Origin of the sequence: Nostoc sp. 'Peltigera membranacea cyanobiont' 232 (genome assembly GCF_002245985.1) — a bacterium.
Classification (GTDB): Bacteria; Cyanobacteriota; Cyanobacteriia; order Cyanobacteriales; family Nostocaceae; genus Nostoc.
The window spans coordinates 1-18,739 of record NZ_NOLK01000005.1 but is presented as its reverse complement, the minus strand read 5'-3'; the positions used below and the strand labels follow the sequence as shown (position 1 = coordinate 18,739).

Annotated in this window: 24 protein-coding genes; 11 read left to right on the top strand and 13 right to left on the bottom strand. The window is 42.3% G+C overall.

The window, feature by feature from the left end; all coding sequences use genetic code 11:
- Nucleotides 1-667 precede the first annotated feature (667 nt).
- The 4 genes from ndhL to CDG79_RS02860 all read left to right on the top strand — a co-directional run bounded on the left by ndhL (nucleotide 668) and on the right by CDG79_RS02860 (nucleotide 3,032).
- Nucleotides 668-880 carry an NAD(P)H-quinone oxidoreductase subunit L gene (ndhL, locus tag CDG79_RS02875; RefSeq protein WP_094327754.1) on the top strand — a complete coding sequence of 71 codons (213 nt, stop codon included), beginning with the start codon at nucleotides 668-670 and terminating at the stop codon, nucleotides 878-880.
- 24 nt (nucleotides 881-904) lie between these two features.
- Nucleotides 905-1,216, top strand: coding sequence for a DUF3007 family protein (locus tag CDG79_RS02870; protein WP_094340472.1), 312 nt, complete (start codon nucleotides 905-907; stop codon nucleotides 1,214-1,216).
- An 87-nt stretch (nucleotides 1,217-1,303) separates the two neighbouring features.
- The gene (gene trpA, locus CDG79_RS02865; RefSeq protein WP_094340470.1) at nucleotides 1,304-2,131 is read left to right on the top strand and encodes a tryptophan synthase subunit alpha; all 828 of its coding nucleotides are present in this window, start codon (nucleotides 1,304-1,306) and stop codon (nucleotides 2,129-2,131) included.
- A gap of 235 nt (nucleotides 2,132-2,366) precedes the next feature.
- Complete coding sequence (locus tag CDG79_RS02860) at nucleotides 2,367-3,032, top strand: heterocyst differentiation related protein (protein ID WP_094340468.1); 666 nt, start codon at nucleotides 2,367-2,369, stop codon at nucleotides 3,030-3,032.
- Nucleotides 3,033-3,183: 151 nt separating this feature from the next.
- Here CDG79_RS02860 and CDG79_RS02855 read toward each other — a convergent pair whose 3' ends face one another.
- Nucleotides 3,184-5,073, bottom strand: a complete 1,890-nt coding sequence (locus CDG79_RS02855) for a serine/threonine protein kinase (protein WP_094340465.1) — start codon at nucleotides 5,071-5,073, stop codon at nucleotides 3,184-3,186.
- A 163-nt stretch (nucleotides 5,074-5,236) separates the two neighbouring features.
- Here CDG79_RS02855 and CDG79_RS02850 point away from each other — a divergent pair, with 163 nt between their 5' ends.
- Both CDG79_RS02850 and CDG79_RS02845 read left to right on the top strand, forming a co-directional pair.
- A complete protein-coding gene (locus CDG79_RS02850; RefSeq protein WP_094340462.1) occupies nucleotides 5,237-5,725 on the top strand; it encodes a hypothetical protein in 489 nt (162 codons plus the stop codon).
- A gap of 130 nt (nucleotides 5,726-5,855) precedes the next feature.
- Nucleotides 5,856-6,872, top strand: coding sequence for an HNH endonuclease (locus CDG79_RS02845; protein WP_094340459.1), 1,017 nt, complete (start codon nucleotides 5,856-5,858; stop codon nucleotides 6,870-6,872).
- A 344-nt stretch (nucleotides 6,873-7,216) separates the two neighbouring features.
- Here the strand turns inward: CDG79_RS02845 and CDG79_RS02840 are convergent, their stop codons facing one another.
- Complete coding sequence (locus CDG79_RS02840; RefSeq protein WP_094340457.1) at nucleotides 7,217-7,417, bottom strand: hypothetical protein; 201 nt, start codon at nucleotides 7,415-7,417, stop codon at nucleotides 7,217-7,219.
- Nucleotides 7,418-7,651: 234 nt separating this feature from the next.
- On the opposite strand from CDG79_RS02840, the gene mnmE reads away from it, so the two are divergent.
- The 5 genes from mnmE (at nucleotide 7,652) to CDG79_RS02815 (ending at nucleotide 10,983) form a co-directional block, all read left to right on the top strand.
- The gene (mnmE, locus tag CDG79_RS02835) at nucleotides 7,652-9,073 is read left to right on the top strand and encodes a tRNA uridine-5-carboxymethylaminomethyl(34) synthesis GTPase MnmE (RefSeq protein ID WP_094340455.1); all 1,422 of its coding nucleotides are present in this window, start codon (nucleotides 7,652-7,654) and stop codon (nucleotides 9,071-9,073) included.
- A 25-nt stretch (nucleotides 9,074-9,098) separates the two neighbouring features.
- On the top strand, nucleotides 9,099-9,602 hold the full coding sequence (locus CDG79_RS02830; protein ID WP_094340449.1) for a GNAT family N-acetyltransferase: 504 nt from the start codon (nucleotides 9,099-9,101) through the stop codon (nucleotides 9,600-9,602).
- A gap of 6 nt (nucleotides 9,603-9,608) precedes the next feature.
- Complete coding sequence (locus CDG79_RS02825; protein ID WP_094340447.1) at nucleotides 9,609-10,379, top strand: SDR family NAD(P)-dependent oxidoreductase; 771 nt, start codon at nucleotides 9,609-9,611, stop codon at nucleotides 10,377-10,379.
- Between the two features lie 62 nt (nucleotides 10,380-10,441).
- Nucleotides 10,442-10,672, top strand: a complete 231-nt coding sequence (locus CDG79_RS02820; RefSeq protein WP_189524862.1) for a hypothetical protein — start codon at nucleotides 10,442-10,444, stop codon at nucleotides 10,670-10,672.
- 95 nt (nucleotides 10,673-10,767) lie between these two features.
- Nucleotides 10,768-10,983 carry a hypothetical protein gene (locus CDG79_RS02815; protein ID WP_094340443.1) on the top strand — a complete coding sequence of 72 codons (216 nt, stop codon included), beginning with the start codon at nucleotides 10,768-10,770 and terminating at the stop codon, nucleotides 10,981-10,983.
- 12 nt (nucleotides 10,984-10,995) lie between these two features.
- Here CDG79_RS02815 and CDG79_RS02810 read toward each other — a convergent pair whose 3' ends face one another.
- The 11 genes from CDG79_RS02810 to CDG79_RS02760 form a co-directional block, all read right to left on the bottom strand.
- The gene (locus CDG79_RS02810; protein ID WP_094340440.1) at nucleotides 10,996-11,400 is read right to left on the bottom strand and encodes a hypothetical protein; all 405 of its coding nucleotides are present in this window, start codon (nucleotides 11,398-11,400) and stop codon (nucleotides 10,996-10,998) included.
- A 218-nt stretch (nucleotides 11,401-11,618) separates the two neighbouring features.
- Nucleotides 11,619-12,053 carry a hypothetical protein gene (locus CDG79_RS02800; RefSeq protein WP_094340432.1) on the bottom strand — a complete coding sequence of 145 codons (435 nt, stop codon included), beginning with the start codon at nucleotides 12,051-12,053 and terminating at the stop codon, nucleotides 11,619-11,621.
- A gap of 53 nt (nucleotides 12,054-12,106) precedes the next feature.
- Complete coding sequence (locus CDG79_RS42060; protein ID WP_189524857.1) at nucleotides 12,107-12,244, bottom strand: hypothetical protein; 138 nt, start codon at nucleotides 12,242-12,244, stop codon at nucleotides 12,107-12,109.
- A gap of 100 nt (nucleotides 12,245-12,344) precedes the next feature.
- Nucleotides 12,345-12,746, bottom strand: coding sequence for a hypothetical protein (locus CDG79_RS02795; RefSeq protein ID WP_094340429.1), 402 nt, complete (start codon nucleotides 12,744-12,746; stop codon nucleotides 12,345-12,347).
- A 5-nt stretch (nucleotides 12,747-12,751) separates the two neighbouring features.
- Nucleotides 12,752-13,183 carry a hypothetical protein gene (locus CDG79_RS02790; protein WP_094340426.1) on the bottom strand — a complete coding sequence of 144 codons (432 nt, stop codon included), beginning with the start codon at nucleotides 13,181-13,183 and terminating at the stop codon, nucleotides 12,752-12,754.
- Between the two features lie 36 nt (nucleotides 13,184-13,219).
- Nucleotides 13,220-13,579: a hypothetical protein gene (locus CDG79_RS02785; protein WP_143855400.1), complete on the bottom strand. Its 360-nt coding sequence runs from the start codon at nucleotides 13,577-13,579 to the stop codon at nucleotides 13,220-13,222.
- Between the two features lie 356 nt (nucleotides 13,580-13,935).
- Nucleotides 13,936-14,883, bottom strand: a complete 948-nt coding sequence (locus CDG79_RS02780) for a hypothetical protein (protein ID WP_094340420.1) — start codon at nucleotides 14,881-14,883, stop codon at nucleotides 13,936-13,938.
- A gap of 2 nt (nucleotides 14,884-14,885) precedes the next feature.
- Complete coding sequence (locus tag CDG79_RS02775; protein ID WP_094340417.1) at nucleotides 14,886-16,256, bottom strand: collagen-like triple helix repeat-containing protein; 1,371 nt, start codon at nucleotides 16,254-16,256, stop codon at nucleotides 14,886-14,888.
- Nucleotides 16,253-17,437 carry a hypothetical protein gene (locus tag CDG79_RS02770; RefSeq protein WP_094340414.1) on the bottom strand — a complete coding sequence of 395 codons (1,185 nt, stop codon included), beginning with the start codon at nucleotides 17,435-17,437 and terminating at the stop codon, nucleotides 16,253-16,255. Before CDG79_RS02770 ends, CDG79_RS02775 begins: the two co-directional genes overlap by 4 nt.
- Nucleotides 17,434-17,991 (bottom strand): hypothetical protein, encoded by a 558-nt coding sequence (locus CDG79_RS02765; RefSeq protein ID WP_189524856.1) that lies wholly within the window; start codon nucleotides 17,989-17,991, stop codon nucleotides 17,434-17,436. Before CDG79_RS02765 ends, CDG79_RS02770 begins: the two co-directional genes overlap by 4 nt.
- Before the next feature lie 31 nt (nucleotides 17,992-18,022).
- Nucleotides 18,023-18,601 carry a hypothetical protein gene (locus CDG79_RS02760; RefSeq protein ID WP_094340409.1) on the bottom strand — a complete coding sequence of 193 codons (579 nt, stop codon included), beginning with the start codon at nucleotides 18,599-18,601 and terminating at the stop codon, nucleotides 18,023-18,025.
- Between the last annotated feature and the right edge of the window lie 138 nt (nucleotides 18,602-18,739).

Genomic DNA, 18,739 nt, shown 5'->3' with positions numbered 1-18,739 from the left:
CACTGCTGCCTGATGGCAATAGCCAAATCAGGTTTTGAGAATTGGACTCTCCCTTTACCCTCGACTTAACGTTAGGGTAGCTCCCGTCGGGTCTCTGCACCTTCCGAATAGTTAGGAGTTAAGAGTTTTAATTTACTCTGCACTCACGACTTTTTTCGGCTTGGCTCAGGATTGCCATGTCTGTCACCAGATTTAGGTTTCCCTGAGTTTGAGAGCTTCCACTTGAGGGATTTCTCCTTCAAGGCTCAGTTATCTAAGTCCGTAGCGTCTACCATTCCGCCACACCCCCGCAGGTGTTTGGTAATTAACTAGTATAGACCTAGTTATTTTTTGGAGGCAGCAAATACCGCCTTATCTATTCCACCATCAATTGTGTCTTTTGTCCAACTAGATTGAAAATATTTTTCCAGATTGTACGATCGCTTCCCAAATTTGGAAGTTTTTCATGTTTTTTCGTAATCAAACTGGATGAATTTTCGATTTTGTCTGACTAAAGCCTTTATTTGTCGGCAGACTTACGATAGTAGCATAAAATTATCTTTTATCAATCAATCTGGATATAAAAAAGGAATTCTGGGGTAGTTATGGTGAAAGCATCATGACTATACTTCCCTGAGTTTGGCTGTTCAGCCTATGATGGAAAACAGATGCTTAAGACTTGAAAGTTATGATTGTAGCCCTCCTCTATCTGGTTTTGGCTGGAGCTTACCTTCTGGTAATCCCGATCGCTGTTTTGCTGTACCTAAAGCAGCGTTGGTATGTCGCTAGCTCCATTGAGCGTCTGTTGATGTACTTTTTGGTGTTTTTCTTCTTCCCAGGCTTGTTGGTTCTATCGCCGTTTGTAAATTTCCGACCCCAACGGCGACAAATTCAAGTTTAACGAGATTGGTAGGTCATAACTCTCATGCGACGGATTGACGCTATTGGAATTGGCTTAGGTGTTTTTATTGCTGGCGGCTTGGCATATTTAGGATTGCAGCTAGTCGGTTTAGATACTCAGAAAGCTGGTATATGGAGCCAAGTCTTACTAGTCAGTGGTTTAATTGGCTGGTTAGCGACCTATTTTTTCCGTGCGGTGGGACAAAAAATGACCTACCACCAACAACGGGAACAGTACGAGCAAGACTTTCTGCAAAAGCGGCTAGATGAGCTTACTCCCGAAGAACTAGCACGAATTCAAGCTGAAATAGAACAAGAAGAGCAATCTCAGGTGTAAAGTTATCATTGGTCAGTTGTCATTTGCCATTCGTAAATGACCAATGACCACTGACTATTGACACTTGACTATTGACACTTGACTAAAATGACTGCGATTTCTGATTGCTTTGAAACCCTTGGACGGAATCGTGAGTGCGCTCTGATTCCGTTTATTACTGCTGGCGATCCAGATTTAGAAACAACAGCAAAAGCTTTACAGGTTCTAGATCGAAGTGGAGCCGATATTATTGAATTGGGTATACCTTATTCCGATCCTCTGGCTGATGGCCCAGTGATTCAAGCTGCTGCTACCCGCGCCCTGCAAAGGGGGACAAAATTGGAGCAGGTGCTGGAAATGTTGCAAGGGATTACTCCCAAATTGCGATCGCCAATTATTCTATTTACCTATTACAACCCAATTCTGCATCGGGGAATAGACAAATTTCTCTCTTCAATTGCTGCGGCTGGGGTAGCAGGATTGGTAGTACCAGATTTGCCCTTGGAAGAAGCAGCAGGCTTGCTCGAACCAGCTAAGGAGATGGGAATTGATGTAATTTTGTTGGTCGCTCCCACCAGTGATGCGGAACGGATAAAAGCGATCGCTCATTCATCTCTTGGATTTATTTATTTAGTCAGCGTCACAGGGGTTACAGGGGTGCGATCGCAACTGGAAAACCGCGTGTCCGATTTACTCAAACAAATTCGTGGTGTTACTGATAAACCCATCGGTGTAGGTTTTGGGATTTCTGAAGCCGCACAAGCCCGTCAGGTAAAGGAATGGGGCGCAGATGCTGCGATCGTGGGCAGTGCTTTTGTAAAACGGTTAGCAGAAGGCACACCAGAGCAAGGACTAAATGCGATCGCCCAATTCTGCCAAAGTCTCAAGGCAGCCATCAAGACTACCAACACCAGTACAAATACTCCTCTTGATTAGACTGGTCAAGTAGATTAAAAAGTATAACAGCGCCGTTTTTCTACCCTTGTTTGATAGACAATTTGACCATTATGGTTTTGAATATTAACATCAGATATCATGATGTAAAAAAACTAGCTGATCCGGTCGCTTATAGTTTGAGTATTATGTGAAGTCAAGTAGGCATAATTTATGAGTGTGAGAGTGAGTCAGTCACAAATGATTATAGTTACGTCGCAATTGAGGAGCATAGGCGATGAGTGAAAGTATGGCGTTTATCGGCGGGGTCGCCGTAGCTGGGCTGGCGGCTCTCGTATTGCTCAAAGGAACAAATACCCCCCTACAACCTAACTTTGCTGTTGCTCCGCAAATGCCAGGGACTGTAGTAGCACCAGGAATGCAGTCGCCAATGTATCCTTACGGCCCTTATGGGCAACCAGTGTATCCCAATCCGAATCAGCCACCAACTGCTGCTAGTGCTGACCAACGCGTAGAGATGGAGAAGCTGAACACGCAGATGCAGTTGGAGCGTTTAAAAAACGATAATGAACAGCTAAAGTTGCAAAATCAACAACTCCAAGGCCAAGTTCAAAATTTCAATACTCAGCAGCAGTGGCAACAAGCCCAGCAGTATAACCAACAAAAAGTAGCAGCATTCCAGCCGCAAAATCCTGCTTGGTGGTCTTCACCTATGCTTTGGGCTGTGGGAGGCGCAACTTTAACTATTGGTGGTGGTGTTGTCGTCGCTGGGGTATTGGCTTTGTTCTCACCACGGCAGCGTCCAGCCCGTACTGTACAAGTGATTCACCCCTACCAAGGAAATACGCCACCCTTGGTTCCAGTCCGTCGTGCTGAGTTTCTTCCTGCTTCGCGGATGGAAGCAAGACGAGTTGAAGCCCCAGAATACGACGAAATGCATTAATAGGGAAAATCAAACTATAGATAAACACCGATTAAAAATCACGTTTCCAGGTTCTACCTGGAAACGTTTTTTATTTGGTTGTTGCTGCAAATTGAGGAGGCAGAACCTACTTGTAGACATAAGCTGGGAACGAGGTAAACACTCGTAACTGTTAAAAGCCGCTTTTCGGAGTTTCTGTGGTAGTGGGACTCTCTTTAGTGGCAGGTTGGTTAGTATCGGGAAGTTTCTGTTGGTTACTCTTCTGATTACCTTGATTTTCTAGTTTAGTTAGTGCCTGTTTTGCCAAATTTTCGGCTGCTTGTTTAAATAATGGTTCTATTTTGTTTCGCCAGTATTTAGTATTAGGCAATTTTTCTGGATGGTTTCTATAATCTAAAACTTTATCCCATTTACCATCATCTATTGCTTTGTTGATTTCATTAGATAACGCCTCAGCCTTAGCCCAATCGTCCTGCCACTGGGCAATCATTTTGCCCGTCTCTTGGATACCAGAAGCAGCATTTGCCGGAATCGACCTTAAAAGTGCGATCGCTCCAACTATATCTCCTGAATCATACTTCTTTTTTGCTTGTTCTATAGTATTTGCACTGTTATCATTAGGCTGCGATTTTCCAGCGTCGGAATTTGACCCCTTCGGCTTTTCTGGTAATGGAGTGACAACATCGCTAGATTGTGCTTTTGGCTTGGGAGTTGGTCGAGTCGCAATCAGGGTACTATCATCTACAATCTTAGTTGCAATGCCTTTTTCGCGTAGGCAAGAGCCCCATTCTCCATTATTAGTTATCACATCCGAGTGTGCCCAAGCCAAACGACCAGATTTAAGTTTAACTTCTATCCAACCTCGTCTTGTTCGCTTGCCAGTCACCTCGAAACTGGTATTATCCGCAACTGTTTGCAGAACATTATCAGAATTTATCGAACTAGGTTCAGAACGAATATTAGAATTTCCGACGACAACAGCCGAGCATTTATTTGCTAAAGAGGTATCCTTACCTGTCAGATTTAAAGCTAAATTTTTCACGTTTGGATATACATTTGCTACCAAGGCAGCCGCACCACCCGCCAATAATATGCCAATTAATATTGGCCATGGGTCAGATTTACTAGAGTCTTGACGGGCAGGTTTGACAGGATTTGCTGGTGCAACTGCAACCGTTTGCAGCCGAGATACTTGAGGTCGGGATTTGGTGGATTCTTGAAGTGGAGAAAGTGTAGGTACTGGATTAATCGCATCTTTACATGCTTGCAGTGCTTCCGTGGCGTTTTGGTAGCGGTCTTTGAAGTGATAACGCACCATCTTGGACAACACTGCCGCCAATCGGGAGTTTACGGTTACTGATTGCTGCCAAATGATTTCGCCCGTTTCCGGGTCTTCTTGCAATTCTGTTGGCTGTAATCCTGTTAATGCTTGAATGGCAATGATGCCGAGGGAATAAATATCACTGTTGGGGCGGGGTTTACCTTGCCCTTGTTCTGTGGGCATATAACCAGGAGTGCCGATAACCACAGTGGCAGAGGGTTGTCCGCCCACTGTTACCAGTTGTGTACGCAGTTGCTTTACAGCCCCAAAATCTACTAAAACTAACTTATTATCTGAAGCGCGACGGATGATATTATCCGGTTTGATGTCGCGGTGAATCACGCCTTGGCGGTGGACAAATTCGAGAATTTCCAGAACTTCTTGCAATAGTTGAATTACTTGGCTTTCACTCCAGCGTTTACCAAGTAGAAGTTCCTCAGCTAGGGTATGTCCTTCAATATATTCTTGTACTAAATAAAATTCTTGGTTTTCGTCAAAGTACGCTAACAGCCTGGGTATTCGGTCATGGTTGCCTAGTTTTTCTAAGGTTTCGGCTTCGCTGTTGAACAAGCGTTTAGCAGTATCAAAAACTCTGGGGTCAGTTCCGGGTTTGAGATGCTTAACAACGCAGATAGGGTTGCCCGGCCGCCTAGTATCTTGGGCAATGTAGGTTTGACCAAATCCTCCCATTGCGAGGACTCTAATTACTTGGTAACGATGGTCTAGTAGCTTGCCTATCATATTCCCTCCCCAGAGTTATTACCTAATTTTCCAGCTAGTAATAAATATCTCCAAATTTTCTTCAATGAAATCCGCTATCTTGAGAAAAGATTTAGATTAAAAACGCAGCTTTTTAATAAACGCAGACTGTTTCTTTTTCTTTTAGTGCCCCTGTTTATTACCAATGCCACCTAAAATAACAAACTCAGTTGCATGGCAGCAGGCTGAAATCCTCATGCAACCTGCTTTCATTCGTGTTATCGACAATATCCGCAAGTCCCTTGATGAATCTTCCTGGACGGGAACTTACCACGATGTCCTGATTTGGCCGCCTAGCACCACTGATGAAATCAAAGCATTGGTGACTGAGTTGTTGCAAGCGATGGAAACTGCAACGCCCCAAGAAGCAGATGAAATCAGAGAGACTCTGGCTCGTCTGCCGATGCCCCATCCAGGATATCATCTCCGTTTGCAGCGTCAACAGCAAGAAGCGAGTATCGATTTATGGGAATTGTGTTATGAGGTGTGTTTTCTTGAATACAGTCCAAAAAAGGAAGGTGCTGATATTGATACTAGTTTAATCGATGAACTGGGTGAAGTGGATTGGCTGCGTTTGGATGCAAAGGCAAAGGAGTTGGTTGAACAGGCGTTTGCTAATTTACCAGAGAGTTGAGAAAATAAAGTAATTACTATATCTTTAAAATTTTGGAAGTAAATTGGTTATGAATGCTGAGGTGCTTCTTAGTTTGAAAAAGTGAAACTGGAGCAAACACTCCACAGCAGAAATGAAAGGTTATTGAAACATGGATTTTATCAACCAAGCACAGAAGTTGGCAGATACCATTAGAGATAAAGCTCAAGAAGCAGCCAGCAATGTAGTAAACGGGATGGATGAGGTAGTTGATGGAATCAAGAACGCTACTACCGAAATAACTACTTCAAGTGTCCATGCAGTTAATGATTTACAAAGTTTGTCAACCATAGCAACACAGGCAGGTTTTCAAACTGTTCAAAATGTTAGTAAAACATTTCAACAAAATGCTGTTGCAGTTGCCACATCGAGCATGGTTATGGCTGATGCTTTGCAAAATTTACCTAAGACAGCTGCCGAATTAGCCCAAGAGATGCCCAAGATTGCAAATAGGCTGAAATATCGTGCTGGTGTTCGGGTGGGAGACTCACCTCGTTCTAATGCAGATGTCATGAAGCTTTTTGAGAAAATTCCTGGTACATCAAAGCTTGGAGCCAAAGAATATACAATTCGTCAATTTCTGAGAGATAAACATGGTAGCCACATCAATCCCCGTTCCAAAGGTGGATCGAATGCTGCTGATAATATCCTTTGGGAAGTAGGTGTTGACAATCTCCGTCGCGGAGCTAAAGTCATGACCGTTGGCGAACAGTTTTATATTCGGGTTTATAATGCGGTAGATTCTATTGTTACCAATTCTGGGACAATCGCTAGACTTGGCATTGCTGCAACGGGAACAGCTATTCTCACCCAAGTTGTAGTAACGGCGATTTCCTACTCTTTGGATCTTTATCGGGGCGATATTACTGTCGAAGAGTATAAAAATCTAATTTTTGAAGCAGCAAAGGCAGCAGGGATTGCGACACCAATTGTTTTTTTAGTCTTGGTAGCTGTGTTAGCTTTATTTCCAGAATTTACAGTAATTTTGTCAGCACCAGTGGTTGTTGCAGGCTTCAATGCTTTACTTGGTATTAGTATTGCTACACCAATCATTCAATCGCTAGTCCGTCATGTCGAAGCTGGAGGTTTTGGGATAGAAACTGCTGAGGCTTACAGCAATACCCTATAAGCGTAAAGCTCAGTCCCTTTAGGGAACTCCAAAAAATAAATTATTCAATTTGTCTACTCAACTAGACTTCTTTCTTCCTTGTCTTCCTTGTCCCCCTTGTCCCTCTGCGACGGAATATTTTTTACTTGGAAATCCCTTAGGGCTGAGAGTGTCAAAAAACTGCATTTGTATTAGTATTCTGAGGATAGGAGCGATCGCAGCCCTTAATGCCTTGCGAATTGATCCGATTCTGTAACAGGTTCTCAACACAGCGATCGCTTGGCGGCAAAACTGCGAGAATTAAATATAGATCCAGATACTATTTAAGCTCCTCGCTGTCTTGCTTATGCCTGGTAACAGAAATACTACGGATCTTCAGGAAAAACCCATTTTGGCGGTTCCGTCATTTTTTTTCGCAGACGTTCTTGTGCCAATTCTAACATTTTGTCTAGGGGAGTATCTTCAATAAATTTTGCGGCCGCCTCTCTAAACTCGATATTGGGGCATTTATCCCCTAAAACACACCCGTTAACACAGGCTACAGCGCAGTTAATCTTTTGCTCCACAGTAAATTCCTCTCTTTAAAAGTTATGAGTTATTAAGTTGTGAGTTCTAATATTCACCCCTAACTCTTTACTATCAGGCATTACCCTCTAAGTAAATTTTACCTTGCCAGTTGCTATCCTATTAGTCTAAGTACCTACCATTTAGAAAGTTATGAGTTATGAGTTATGATTTTTACTCCTAACTCCTGTGCAGGCGCGATTAATCGTGTCTCTACTCCTATATAAAGGGCGCTCATGTCAGAAGTTTTTGCCACTACTGGAACTATAGCTGCGATCGCTACTGCTGTTGTCCCGCAACAGGGTAGTGTTGGTATTGTTCGGGTATCCGGTTCCCAAGCAATGGCTCTAGCCCAAACTCTTTTTCACGCACCAGGGCGACAAGTTTGGGAAACTCATCGGATTCTCTACGGTTATATTCATCATCCCCAAACGCTACAGTTGGTAGATGAAGCACTATTGCTGATTATGAAAGCACCCCGTTCTTACACCCGTGAAGATGTAGTTGAATTCCATTGCCACGGGGGAATTATGGCGGTGCAACAGGTATTACAACTCTGTTTAGAAAATGGTGCCAGATTAGCCCAACCCGGAGAATTCACACTCCGCGCCTTTTTGAATGGACGATTGGATTTAACTCAAGCCGAAGGCATTGCTGATTTAGTGGGAGCTAAATCGCCTCAAGCTGCCCAAACTGCCTTAGCTGGTTTACAGGGAAAATTAGCTCATCCGATCCGGCAGTTACGCGCTAACTGTTTAGATATTTTGGCAGAAATCGAAGCTCGAATTGATTTTGAAGAAGACTTACCACCGTTGGATGATAAAGCAATAATATCAGAAATCGAGAAAATTGCTGCCGAAATAATTAGATTATTGGCAACCAAAGACAAAGGTGAGTTGTTACGCACAGGTTTAAAAGTGGCAATTGTTGGGCGGCCAAACGTGGGTAAGTCGAGCTTATTGAACGCTTGGAGCCAGAGCGATCGCGCGATCGTCACAGACTTACCCGGTACAACCCGCGATGTGGTGGAATCGCAGCTAGTTGTGGGGGGAATTCCCGTACAAGTGCTAGATACAGCCGGGATTCGGGAAACAACAGATCGAGTGGAAAAAATTGGTGTGGAGCGATCGCGCCGTGCCGCTAATGCAGCTGATTTAGTTTTGCTTACCATCGATGCTTCAGCCGGTTGGACAGAAGGCGATGGAGAAATTTACGAACAAGTACAACACCGTCCGTTAATTTTAGTGATTAATAAAATCGATTTAGTAGAAGAAATTGAAAGAAAAATTCTTGAATCTCAAATCCAAGTTGCGCTGGAAGCGCACCAAGGTTGTGACACAAAATCCAAAATTTTCACAGCAGCAGCCCAAAATCAAGGTATTGATGCTTTAGAAACGGCAATTTTAGAGATAGTTAAAGCAGAAAAAGTCCAAGCTGCTGACATGGATTTAGCCATTAATCAAAGGCAAGCAGCAGCTTTAACTCAAGCTAAAATATCTTTGGAACAAGTACAAGCAACAATTGCCCAACAACTCCCCCTTGATTTTTGGACAATTGATTTACGCGGCGCAATCCAGGCGCTAGGAGAAATTACTGGTGAAGAAGTTACAGAATCAGTTTTAGATAGAATTTTTAGCAAGTTTTGTATTGGGAAGTAAACTCCAAAAATATAATAATAACTAAATGTACATTTCAATTCGCCAAGCAACCATACAAGATACGGGGATAGTGTCGGATGTGCTATTAGAAGCAGCTTTATGGCTCCAGCAGCGTGGTGAACCTCTGTGGTGTAATAGCGAAGTTTCGCCAGAAAATATCTCTGAAGATATTGCTAAAGGTTTGTTTTTCATTGCCGAATGTGGTGGTGAACCTGCTGGTACAATAAAGTTTCAGCTTGAAGATTTACTTTTCTGGCCTGATATTTCTCAGGAAGAGTCAGCATTTGTACATCGCTTTGCAATTCGACGACGCTACTCTGGTGGTAAAGTCTCTTCAGCACTGCTAACTTGGGCTGTTGAACGCGCACAAAAACTTGGTAAACGTTATTTACGTCTAGATTGCGATGCTTCTCGTCCACGCCTGAGAGCAGTATATGAAGGCTTTGGTTTCCGTTATCACAGCGACAGACAAGTTGGTGCTTATTTTGTCTCTCGTTACGAATATGAAATCCCTCCACAAGTCACCTAAATTGATATGTCTTTTATTGATGAAATTAATCCTGTCAATACATTAATTGTCGGAGCCAATCAAGGTATCGGCTTAGGTTTTGTAAAAAAGTTGCTTCCAGATGAAAAAATAGCTAAAGTTTATGCTACATATCGCCAAAAAAATGCTGCTGAAGAATTACTATCTTTAGTAGATAAACACTCTGACAAATTAATTTGTTTGGAGATAGATATTACTGATGAGTTAGAAATTGTTGAAGCTGTTAAAAAAATACGTACTCAAGTTGACAAACTGCATTTAGTAGTCAACTGTGTAGGACTGTTGCATGAAGATACTTTGCAACCTGAAAAAAGCTTAAGAGAAATTAATTCAGAAAACTTGCTGCGCTATTTTCAGATAAATAGTATTGGTGCTGTCTTGCTAGCTAAACATCTATTGCCTCTTTTGCGTCATGGAGAACGCAGTGTGTTCGCTAGTATTTCTGCTAAATTGGGCAGTATTGGTGATAACAAACTTGGTGGATGGTATGGCTATCGCGCTTCTAAAGCAGCACTTAATATGTTGATGCGAACTGCGGCCATTGAGTATAAAAGAAGTTGTCCGAAAGCATTAATAGTGACATTACATCCTGGTACAACTGATACGCGCCTTTCCCGTCCTTTCCAGAAAAATGTCCCTGCGGAAAAATTGTTTTCAGTGGAACGTACCGTTACCCAATTATTGGCTGTGATTGAACAGCTTCAAGAAGGCGATAGTGGGCAGTTTTTCTCGTGGGATGGGAGCAGATTGCCTTGGTAACTGCGTTACGCTGGTGCTAATGAAACCTACGTTACTTGTAACCTCAGCCTATGAAGTTTTTTGTGCCAGCAGCCAAGGATGATATCAAAGCAGAGCAGGTATATAATGCTCTTGCTCAGTCTCTCAAAGCACCAATAACCGAAAAGCGTATTTGGAATCCCCAGAGAGTAAACTGGAAACGCACATGGGAAAACAGCGCACATTTGCCAGTACATTATCAACGCCTGCTAGAAGATAATGGACATAGCGCGGGGAAGGGTAAACTCTTTCTCAGTGGGGGAGGCAGGGAATAAATACTTGTGCAATTTTTGAACTAAGAGTGGATCACCAAAACTTCCAGTTACCCTGAATCCCCATAGGGCTAAACTGGGGTAAAAGATTTTTGCAAATGAAATTCTCTGTGTCTGACTATAGTGCTGGGTGTGCATCCACGTTTTTGACTCTTCAGTATGGATTGCTGCCGTCTGCTATTTTTCTGCTAATTTATTTTGTGCTTAAATTTGTGGTTAGCCGTTCACCAAGCAAAGGTGAGCGAGTAAAGCAACTAGCAGAGGAAATGGCTAAAAGACAAAGGGAGAGACGCGATCGTAAATACGGCAACTAGGATGAATCCTCACTAACTGCGATCGCGTTCGTACTCCTGCGCGGTTTCGTAATTACGCTGAAACTGTTCTAATTCTTCTACCCGCTTAAATAGCTGATCGCGTTGTGAAGTGTTGACGGTTTCTAGCTCCTGGATTTTGATGGCTACTTGCTTAATCATCAGAAATAATACATTTTTATCAAGGTTGGAAAGTGTTTCACCATCTACGAGCAGGCTGTTCAAAGCTTCAGATGTAGAAGTTGTGCATTCTAAAAAATTACCAATAACCTTAAAATCCCAAGTTTCACCATCAACATCTTGGGGATGAATGTAAAAGCTATACTGATTATTTTGGTCTTTTTGGACTCTAAGCCTAAAATCAATTGCTTTTCCATCGTGTAACTGAAAGTAATTTTCTAGTGTAAATTTACCTATCATGCTCATCCTTGAAAAGTTAATAAAAGAGTTAGAGAATTTTGACAAATATTGGTTATCGCTGCTCTCAACGTTTATAGCCTATTACGATGATTTATATGGCTATCCTTGGGGACGGATGAAGCTAATAGGAATGTTGTGTTTAGGCTTTGCATTTTACCTTGGACTGTTCAGCCTAATTTTTAGTCTAGAATGAATCCCCAGAGGGTAACGATCGTAAATTACTCACGGATTTGAAGGTCATGCTGCTTTTGAAGGATCGCTTCATTCTGCTTTTGAAGGTCGTGCTGCTTTTGAAGAATTACTTCATTCTGCTTTTGAAGCATTGCGTGAGCTTCTTTCCTATCAGTTTTCTCTTCATGAAATAATTCTTTTGTTTTATTCCAACTATGAATAATTTTTTCGTTTAAGCCGTTGAAGTGTAAAAGATTAGTCTCTTTATAGTTAGCATAATCTTGCAAGTGGATATCGACTTTTCTATCTATAACAGTGATTCTTTCACCAAGTTTATCTTTTAAATTATCAATTAAAAGAAAGCCACTTGTTTGTAAACTAGAAATCTTATTATCTATACTCGGCTCTATCACAAATTTGTAGAGAGCCGATAAAATTGTAATAATGCCAACAATTAAAGCAACATAATCATGAAGAACCATTTTGTATTTCAATTGCAGAAATAAAGTTTAATTACTTCTGCAATCGCTCCTATTTATTGAATTGGAGTTTGGTTATCAGTCGCCACAGATGTCTCAGTAGGGGTAGCGACTTTTTGTTTTGATTCAAGCTCTAAAACGTCTTGAACGAATAGGGCTATGATTTGAAAAATAGTAGAAACATTTATCCGCATAAAATCTCCTAGTTTGGAATAGACGTTTTGTAGCAACATTCCAGTAAAACAAACTGGAATATTGCCGTAAATTAATATCGCAACCGTTTTAGACAGTTTTTTATAGTGTCCCAGTATATTTGTAGATATATATGGTCACTGTTTTGAACCAGTTAAAAGGTCTTAAAGATAGCGTATATGTTGGGGCAATACTGGGGTCAAATACTAGCAATGTAGGCTGATTCAATGATAGTAAATATCTCTTATTAAGAACGGCATCTACGCCACCATCCTGTACACCTACTCGAAATTTTTGTCTAGCATATCCTAATTGCCTCCAACTCGGTTTTGCGTCTGGTGAAGTGGCTTTGACGGTGAGATATGAGGAATCAAATGTTGACGGGATTTGCACTTCACCAATATAGCCATAATCACTTAATGGTAGTGTTAAATCAAAGGTTCGGGTGAATGTACCCGTGTAAGCAAGATTCCAGTTTGCTATGTTATCAAGAGCCAAAACCATAGATACTAGCTACGTCCAGTAACACGAGTGCTACCAACTATCCCGGTAAAAGTTGCTCCTTTGCTCTTGGTGTTATTAACAGTCGTAGGAATAACTTTGTTGATTATATCGCTACCGATAGTCGAGTCTTTGGCATCCGCCCAGTGTAATTTGATGCGATAGCGTTTTCCATCGCTCCCTTGAGCAAGTGCTGTGCCAGTATTTAAAACTCCAGCGCGAATTAATTCCTTAATTGGCGTTAAAGCTTTGCCAGTGGCCTTAGTAAGTGCTACCTCTGTAATGCCTGTTGCTGTAGCAATTGCTCCAGCACTATAAAATTCAGGGCTGACTCTGAAATAATACACATCAGTTTCGGCAGGAGTACCTGGTTCATTGCCTACACCTGGAGTAGCAGCAGTGACTACTACCGCTAATCTTGCGATACCATAAAGTGCCATTCTTTATCCCCTTTTTTTTTGTAATTGACGGATGAATTATGAGAAAGTTAAGTGTTCTGGAATGACACTACTTGTAATCGGTTGTCCCCTAAAAGTGGAACCTGCTAAAGCTAATCCACCGGCGATGTTATCTCGTCCGCATACAAGCTTGGAACGCTTGCGAACTGTGCCGATTTTATAAGAAATAGCTATGTGGAATATCAGCCCAGCATTTAGTCCAGCCTTCAACGTTAAGTGTTCTGTACCAGCAGGCAGCGCACCCGTTACCTTGGTAATACCAAGAACTGTCCCAACTGTGCTGGCAGGATTAGCTGATTCATACTCATCAGGCAGAATCATTACATAAGTCCTTCCTCCTATAGAAAGAGTGTGAGGTAATCTTGCAACCGTTGCCATTTTCTATACGTCCCTTCGTTTTATTTCTCGTAAAACCTTTATAGCCTCTACGAATGACACACGAATGACTAGGAAACCTTAAATAGTTCCTTGGCACGTTTGACGCACGAATGAATACAGCAAGATTTATATACGTATTACTTAAAAAGCATTTGTGTCAAAAAATGGATAAAAAACCAAAATTCAAGTAAAACGATAAGCGATTAATTATCGCTCATGTACTACTTATGAGGTGTTTCCGAAAATTTTAGTTTTACTAGTTATTAAATATCGATTCAGCAGTCATCTTTTATTCGTGAACTATAACTCAATCTCTCGTCAATTAAAAGTCAATTTCTCGTCAATTAAAAGTTAAATTAATGTACTAAGGGTATATGTCGGTATGTTGTATCTACTAAATAAATAGGTTTTTTCACCAAGGGTATTTGAATGTAAGCATAACGAAAGCGTACATTAGCATTTGGGCGAAACTTTGGCGGGATTATCTCTTTCTCGTATACTAATTGTTCTGCTGGTGTTACTGTGTTATCTCGTAATGGTTCGTGAGTAGTCAGTTTATTTTGATCGTAAGCAGTTTCGGTGCATTCTAGTAATTTTTGAATTATCGGTAATGCATCAGTTTCCTGGTGTGCATAAATTCTTAGTCTGTAGCCGTTCGCTGGGTCACTATAGCTATAAATATTTTTTCCTTTAGCAAACTGTATCCCTTCTCTACCAACAACAAAAAATTCCTTGATCAATGTTGCCAATGCAGTTGCTTTTGCCTTCGTATAAGTAGCAGCAGTTTCCTTTGTAAGACGGAATCCATACTCTGCATCTAACCTTGCTGTACCGTGCGGGACACTTGCTATATCCTGTGAAAAGTAAAAGTAAACTTTTGGATGTCCTGCAACAGGTGGGGCAATGTCATTAGTTGAGCCATTATAAACAATTAGGTTGCTGTTACCGTATCCCAGCAAATCCCAAAAGAGTCGATGCCTCATAGCAATCAGTAATTCATTGTCATCAGGCGTAATAGTACACGCTACTCGTAAGCTACTACGAGCGGTTGCAATGTTCGGTTTCCAATCATTTGGTAAATCTTTAAAATAAAGCGCTACCGCTGCATTGTGCTGAGGATAATAAACTTGCTTAAGGTGTTGAAAAGGATCGTAATTTTCAGGTAAGGCATCTTCAGGAGGCGTAGCCACTGTTACAGTCGCACTAGCATGAGTTAACGAGTCACCTGTGGCGATACTAGAAGTAGGTGGAAACTGACCTCCACTATCAGTTATTGGTGGAATATTTACACCATTACTAGTCATAGTTAGTCATTCCCATTGAAAATGTCATCAATAGTCGCCTCGACAATATTTGTGCTATCTGCTTTCGCTTGCTCTTGTGCAAGTATTGTTTTTGTGGGATCTGGGACTGTTAATCCTGGTTCGTATTTTTTCACGCTACCATCGGCATTGTGTATTGGGTTCCCGTGTATATCAACCGGATCTGTTTGATCTAGTGCTTTAGTGAACGCGTCTGTGCTTTCGTTCACCGCTATTGCTGCTGCTGAGAATGCAACAGGGATTGCTACCATCATTTGAATAGTATTCGCCTCAGCGCTGGCAGTATTAATGAAATCAAAAAACTTGCCTTTCATATTTGGCTGTGGATTCATGAAAGCGTAAGCGTGTTGCCCTACGACACCCCATATTTTCAGAGCATTACCAATTTTGCCGATATTACCGCCTATCATTTCTAAGCCAGATGTTAGGATGCCAATGGCATTGCTGATCTGATTAAATACATTACTTCCCGCTTGATAGATCCGATTTGCTTTTGCCCAATCGGTTGTAATTGTTGTGTAATTATCAGTGCCAATTGCTTCTTTTACGAGGTCTTCTATCGCGTGTCCTAGTACCTCTGTAATATTGATCGGTGTACCGTTTATACCCTTTGGTAAAATCAAGCCCACGCACTGATTAATAATCGTTCCTAACGTTTGTGCGAGATTATTGGATAACATTGCCGCATTGTGTAATGTAGCCGCGAGGGTGAGAAGCTGCATAGCTTTCTCGATATAGGTGTTAGTGGCGATCGCAGTTACTAAGGCGGTCAGCGCTGCATTGCCTGTGGCGATGATTGTTTGCAGTCTACCGAATACACCAGTAATAGTGGCATTTACTAATGTCCTCGTTTGTGCGTGCTGCTGCACGATTAAAGCTCTCAAATCTGCCAAGTCTGCTGGGTTCACGTCCCTTCCATTCCTTCCAGGAATACCTGGCGCTCCTTGTAACCCTCTTTGTCCTCTTACGCCGGGAATGCCTGGATTCCCCTGTCTACCTGGTGCGCCATCTCTACCGGGTACACCAGGAATTTGCACTACAGTTGTTACACCGTCCCTGCCTGGAATTCCTTGTAATCCCCGTTCTCCTTGTCTACCGGGTGCGCCATCCCTGCCGGGTAATCCTGGTATTCCTGGTCTGTTTTTAAGTAAGTAGTAAAGTGACAAAGCTGTGGTAGCTACTCCCAATGCTTCCACCCCCTTGCCGAAAGCATCCCCGGCGGTGCGTAATGCTTTCTGCCCAATACCTTCAGCAACAGTTGCTTTTTGATATGCGGTCGTAGCATTACTGTTGGCGATCGCAGCATTCCTCACAGCCCCGTCAGATGTCGTTTGTGCTTGCGTTGCCTTGCTCAATGCATTGTCTGCGGTAGTTTGCGTCTGTCGGCGTGGATTTGTGCATCACCTGCAATCCTTGCTGCACCCTCTCCGATGAGTCGGGCATCGACTGCGATCGCCTTGACATCAACTATTGTTGCTTCATTCCGAGCAATGCGGTTTTGCAACCCCAGCAATTTACCCAGGATGCCGGATACACTATTGCCGAGAAATTCCAACCCACGCTCAACTGCGTCAATGCGTCCCCCCAACACCTTGAGGGTTGCTAATTGTTCAATTAGAACTGCAAAAGTTCCAATAATATTAAATATTTCTGCAACCTTACCTGCTAACCGCCCTGTCGCAGCTAATGCCTCCTCACTAATACCCACTGCTTTGGCAGCAGATGTAAGTGCATTACCTATCCTGCTTTCAAATGCAGTAATAGCTTCGCCTAAAGCGCCAACGCGTCCCTTTAGTCCTTCCACTATTCCTTTAAGCCCACCTACTGCATTGTTCGCTTCAAGCGCTTCATTTGCAGCATTAGCGGCTTTTGAGATTGCCGTTGACGACTGAAAATTTGCTAGTGCAGATTTATCTAGAGAGACATTCGCTATCCCCTTAGCGAGTTTTGATTCACGCAGAGCAGTAACCGCAATGTCCTCTGCGCGATTTAGTTTTGCAAAAGCTGCATTTGCTTGCTTTTCCATTAGAGCCGCCTTTCTTGCCGCTTGTTCAGCCTCGTCAATAGCATTATTGGCAATCTTTGTTGAAGTACCAGCAGCAGCCTTGGCTTCCATCGCTTCATTACCAGCCGTTTTTGCTCCCCTATCGGCTTGTTCAGCTATAGCTCTAGCTTGTCTGGCTTCAGCGAATGCTGCATTTGTCTCTTGCGCTTGCCTCCCAGCAAAGGCTTCTGCATTCGTAGCCTTCGTATTAGCAGTATTAGCCGTACTTAGTGCAGTCCCAGCTGTCCTCGCGGCAGAAGAAATCGCACCCTCCATCTGACGCAATGTCGCCTCAAACGAAGTTGTTTTATTGAGAGCATTTTTCGCAGTAGTGCTAGCTGCTTCAAGATGGATCGTAACTTCAGTGATTTGAGGATTGACGATCTCATTCACTATTTGCCGTATTTTGGCTTCAGATAGGTTATTTAATCTACCTACCAGTGTGTTGAGAGTCGCTATCTGTTGAGCTAAATCATCACAACTACTGCTCATTGTTTCGACCTCAGTTCGTCGCCAATTGCTTTTAATTTTGCCGATGTGCTAGCACAATCATTGCAACAGTAACCAGGGTAACTATCACTGTGACATTCACACGTTCCTTCTGGACAATTGCCATCGCAAGCAATTTGGTAATTACATTCCGACACTGCAATGTTATAGAGTGTGTTCCCATTGTTATCCTTGACCACTAAGCCTGTAGCACCATCACTGACGAACACGTTGTTGATGACGGTTAGTGCGCCGGAGTTGACTGAGAAGCCAGATTGGATTAGTCGCTCCGTACCGTGACAGTTGCCGTACAGGTCGTAGTGATAGCCGTCATAAGTTCCTACTTGCGGTACGGCGACAAAATGCCAGACTTCATCCTTGAAGCTAGCGTAGGAATGCTGACTTCCGTTATTACTACTAGCTGCTGGGTTGGCAACATTAACTGTTATCGTTCTTGTACCACTTTTACCACAGTCACCTACCGGATTACAGCTTACGAAAAATGGTGTTACCTGAACTTCAATTTGCTTCTGAGTATCCCGTTCTGTGAAAAGCACCTTCCCCCTTTTCTTTCCTTTACAAGACATGTCAACCTACCTTGAATATATCTGCTAACAAATAAACTTTATCTACCCCACAAGCACTATTAACTCCCAAGTTGTGAACCTGCAAATTACTTCCATAAAAGTAATATTGAATCTGTAAGTTACTACTACTTTCTAAAGAAAAAACACCGGAAAGGTGACAATCAGTCGCCTCATAGCTTGCGTAGGAATAGGATGCCATTCCTAGCAATACCGTTGAATTATTGCTTGTATTCTGTAACCTAAGCCTTGCTGCTACAGGGAGGTAAAATTCTGCATTGCAGTTCAGATAATATTTGCCAGTTCCAAGGGTGATAGTATTGTTTGCTAAGGTTAGCCCAATGTCATCTGAGCGGACTGTATTAATAGTTCTAGAAGTCCAAGTATTCTGAATTGCTGAACCTGCGGAAACTCCATTTGGACGAATGTCTGCAAGCTGCGAGATGAGTAAGCCACCGCCGCTAATACCCGCAAGTAGATTAGCTTTGCTTACCTTCTTGTATGCGCTGTCTGATATTGTTTCAACAAGTAGCAAGTCGTCATTAGAAACTGTTGTTATAGCAGGGTATTGGTCAATCTTCATAAGGTGAGATTTGAGAGTACAAGAAACAAAAATTTATCCAATTTTTAGATAGTAAGTATCCCCAGAATTGCACCCATGTACTGCTGTAATAAAGATGATTGTCGTAGGTAATGGGAATATTATTTTCGTCAATCACAC

Excerpts from the sequence above, each read along its gene's own strand:
- CDG79_RS02825 (WP_094340447.1), top strand. The coding sequence starts at position 9,609 with ATGTCTTTTATTGATGAAATTAATCCTGTCAATACATTAATTGTCGGA.
- CDG79_RS02855 (WP_094340465.1), bottom strand. The coding sequence starts at position 5,073 with ATGATAGGCAAGCTACTAGACCATCGTTACCAAGTAATTAGAGTCCTC.
- trpA (WP_094340470.1), top strand. The coding sequence starts at position 1,304 with ATGACTGCGATTTCTGATTGCTTTGAAACCCTTGGACGGAATCGTGAG.
- CDG79_RS02870 (WP_094340472.1), top strand. The coding sequence starts at position 905 with ATGCGACGGATTGACGCTATTGGAATTGGCTTAGGTGTTTTTATTGCT.
- CDG79_RS02845 (WP_094340459.1), top strand. The coding sequence starts at position 5,856 with ATGGATTTTATCAACCAAGCACAGAAGTTGGCAGATACCATTAGAGAT.
- CDG79_RS02785 (WP_143855400.1), bottom strand. The coding sequence starts at position 13,579 with ATGGCAACGGTTGCAAGATTACCTCACACTCTTTCTATAGGAGGAAGG.
- CDG79_RS02760 (WP_094340409.1), bottom strand. The coding sequence starts at position 18,601 with ATGAAGATTGACCAATACCCTGCTATAACAACAGTTTCTAATGACGAC.
- ndhL (WP_094327754.1), top strand. The coding sequence starts at position 668 with ATGATTGTAGCCCTCCTCTATCTGGTTTTGGCTGGAGCTTACCTTCTG.
- CDG79_RS42060 (WP_189524857.1), bottom strand. The coding sequence starts at position 12,244 with ATGCGGATAAATGTTTCTACTATTTTTCAAATCATAGCCCTATTCGTT.
- CDG79_RS02830 (WP_094340449.1), top strand. The coding sequence starts at position 9,099 with ATGTACATTTCAATTCGCCAAGCAACCATACAAGATACGGGGATAGTG.
- mnmE (WP_094340455.1), top strand. The coding sequence starts at position 7,652 with ATGTCAGAAGTTTTTGCCACTACTGGAACTATAGCTGCGATCGCTACT.
- CDG79_RS02800 (WP_094340432.1), bottom strand. The coding sequence starts at position 12,053 with ATGGTTCTTCATGATTATGTTGCTTTAATTGTTGGCATTATTACAATT.
- CDG79_RS02795 (WP_094340429.1), bottom strand. The coding sequence starts at position 12,746 with ATGGTTTTGGCTCTTGATAACATAGCAAACTGGAATCTTGCTTACACG.
- CDG79_RS02780 (WP_094340420.1), bottom strand. The coding sequence starts at position 14,883 with ATGACTAGTAATGGTGTAAATATTCCACCAATAACTGATAGTGGAGGT.
- CDG79_RS02815 (WP_094340443.1), top strand. The coding sequence starts at position 10,768 with ATGAAATTCTCTGTGTCTGACTATAGTGCTGGGTGTGCATCCACGTTT.
- CDG79_RS02770 (WP_094340414.1), bottom strand. The coding sequence starts at position 17,437 with ATGAGCAGTAGTTGTGATGATTTAGCTCAACAGATAGCGACTCTCAAC.
- CDG79_RS02790 (WP_094340426.1), bottom strand. The coding sequence starts at position 13,183 with ATGGCACTTTATGGTATCGCAAGATTAGCGGTAGTAGTCACTGCTGCT.
- CDG79_RS02860 (WP_094340468.1), top strand. The coding sequence starts at position 2,367 with ATGAGTGAAAGTATGGCGTTTATCGGCGGGGTCGCCGTAGCTGGGCTG.
- CDG79_RS02850 (WP_094340462.1), top strand. The coding sequence starts at position 5,237 with ATGCCACCTAAAATAACAAACTCAGTTGCATGGCAGCAGGCTGAAATC.
- CDG79_RS02810 (WP_094340440.1), bottom strand. The coding sequence starts at position 11,400 with ATGATAGGTAAATTTACACTAGAAAATTACTTTCAGTTACACGATGGA.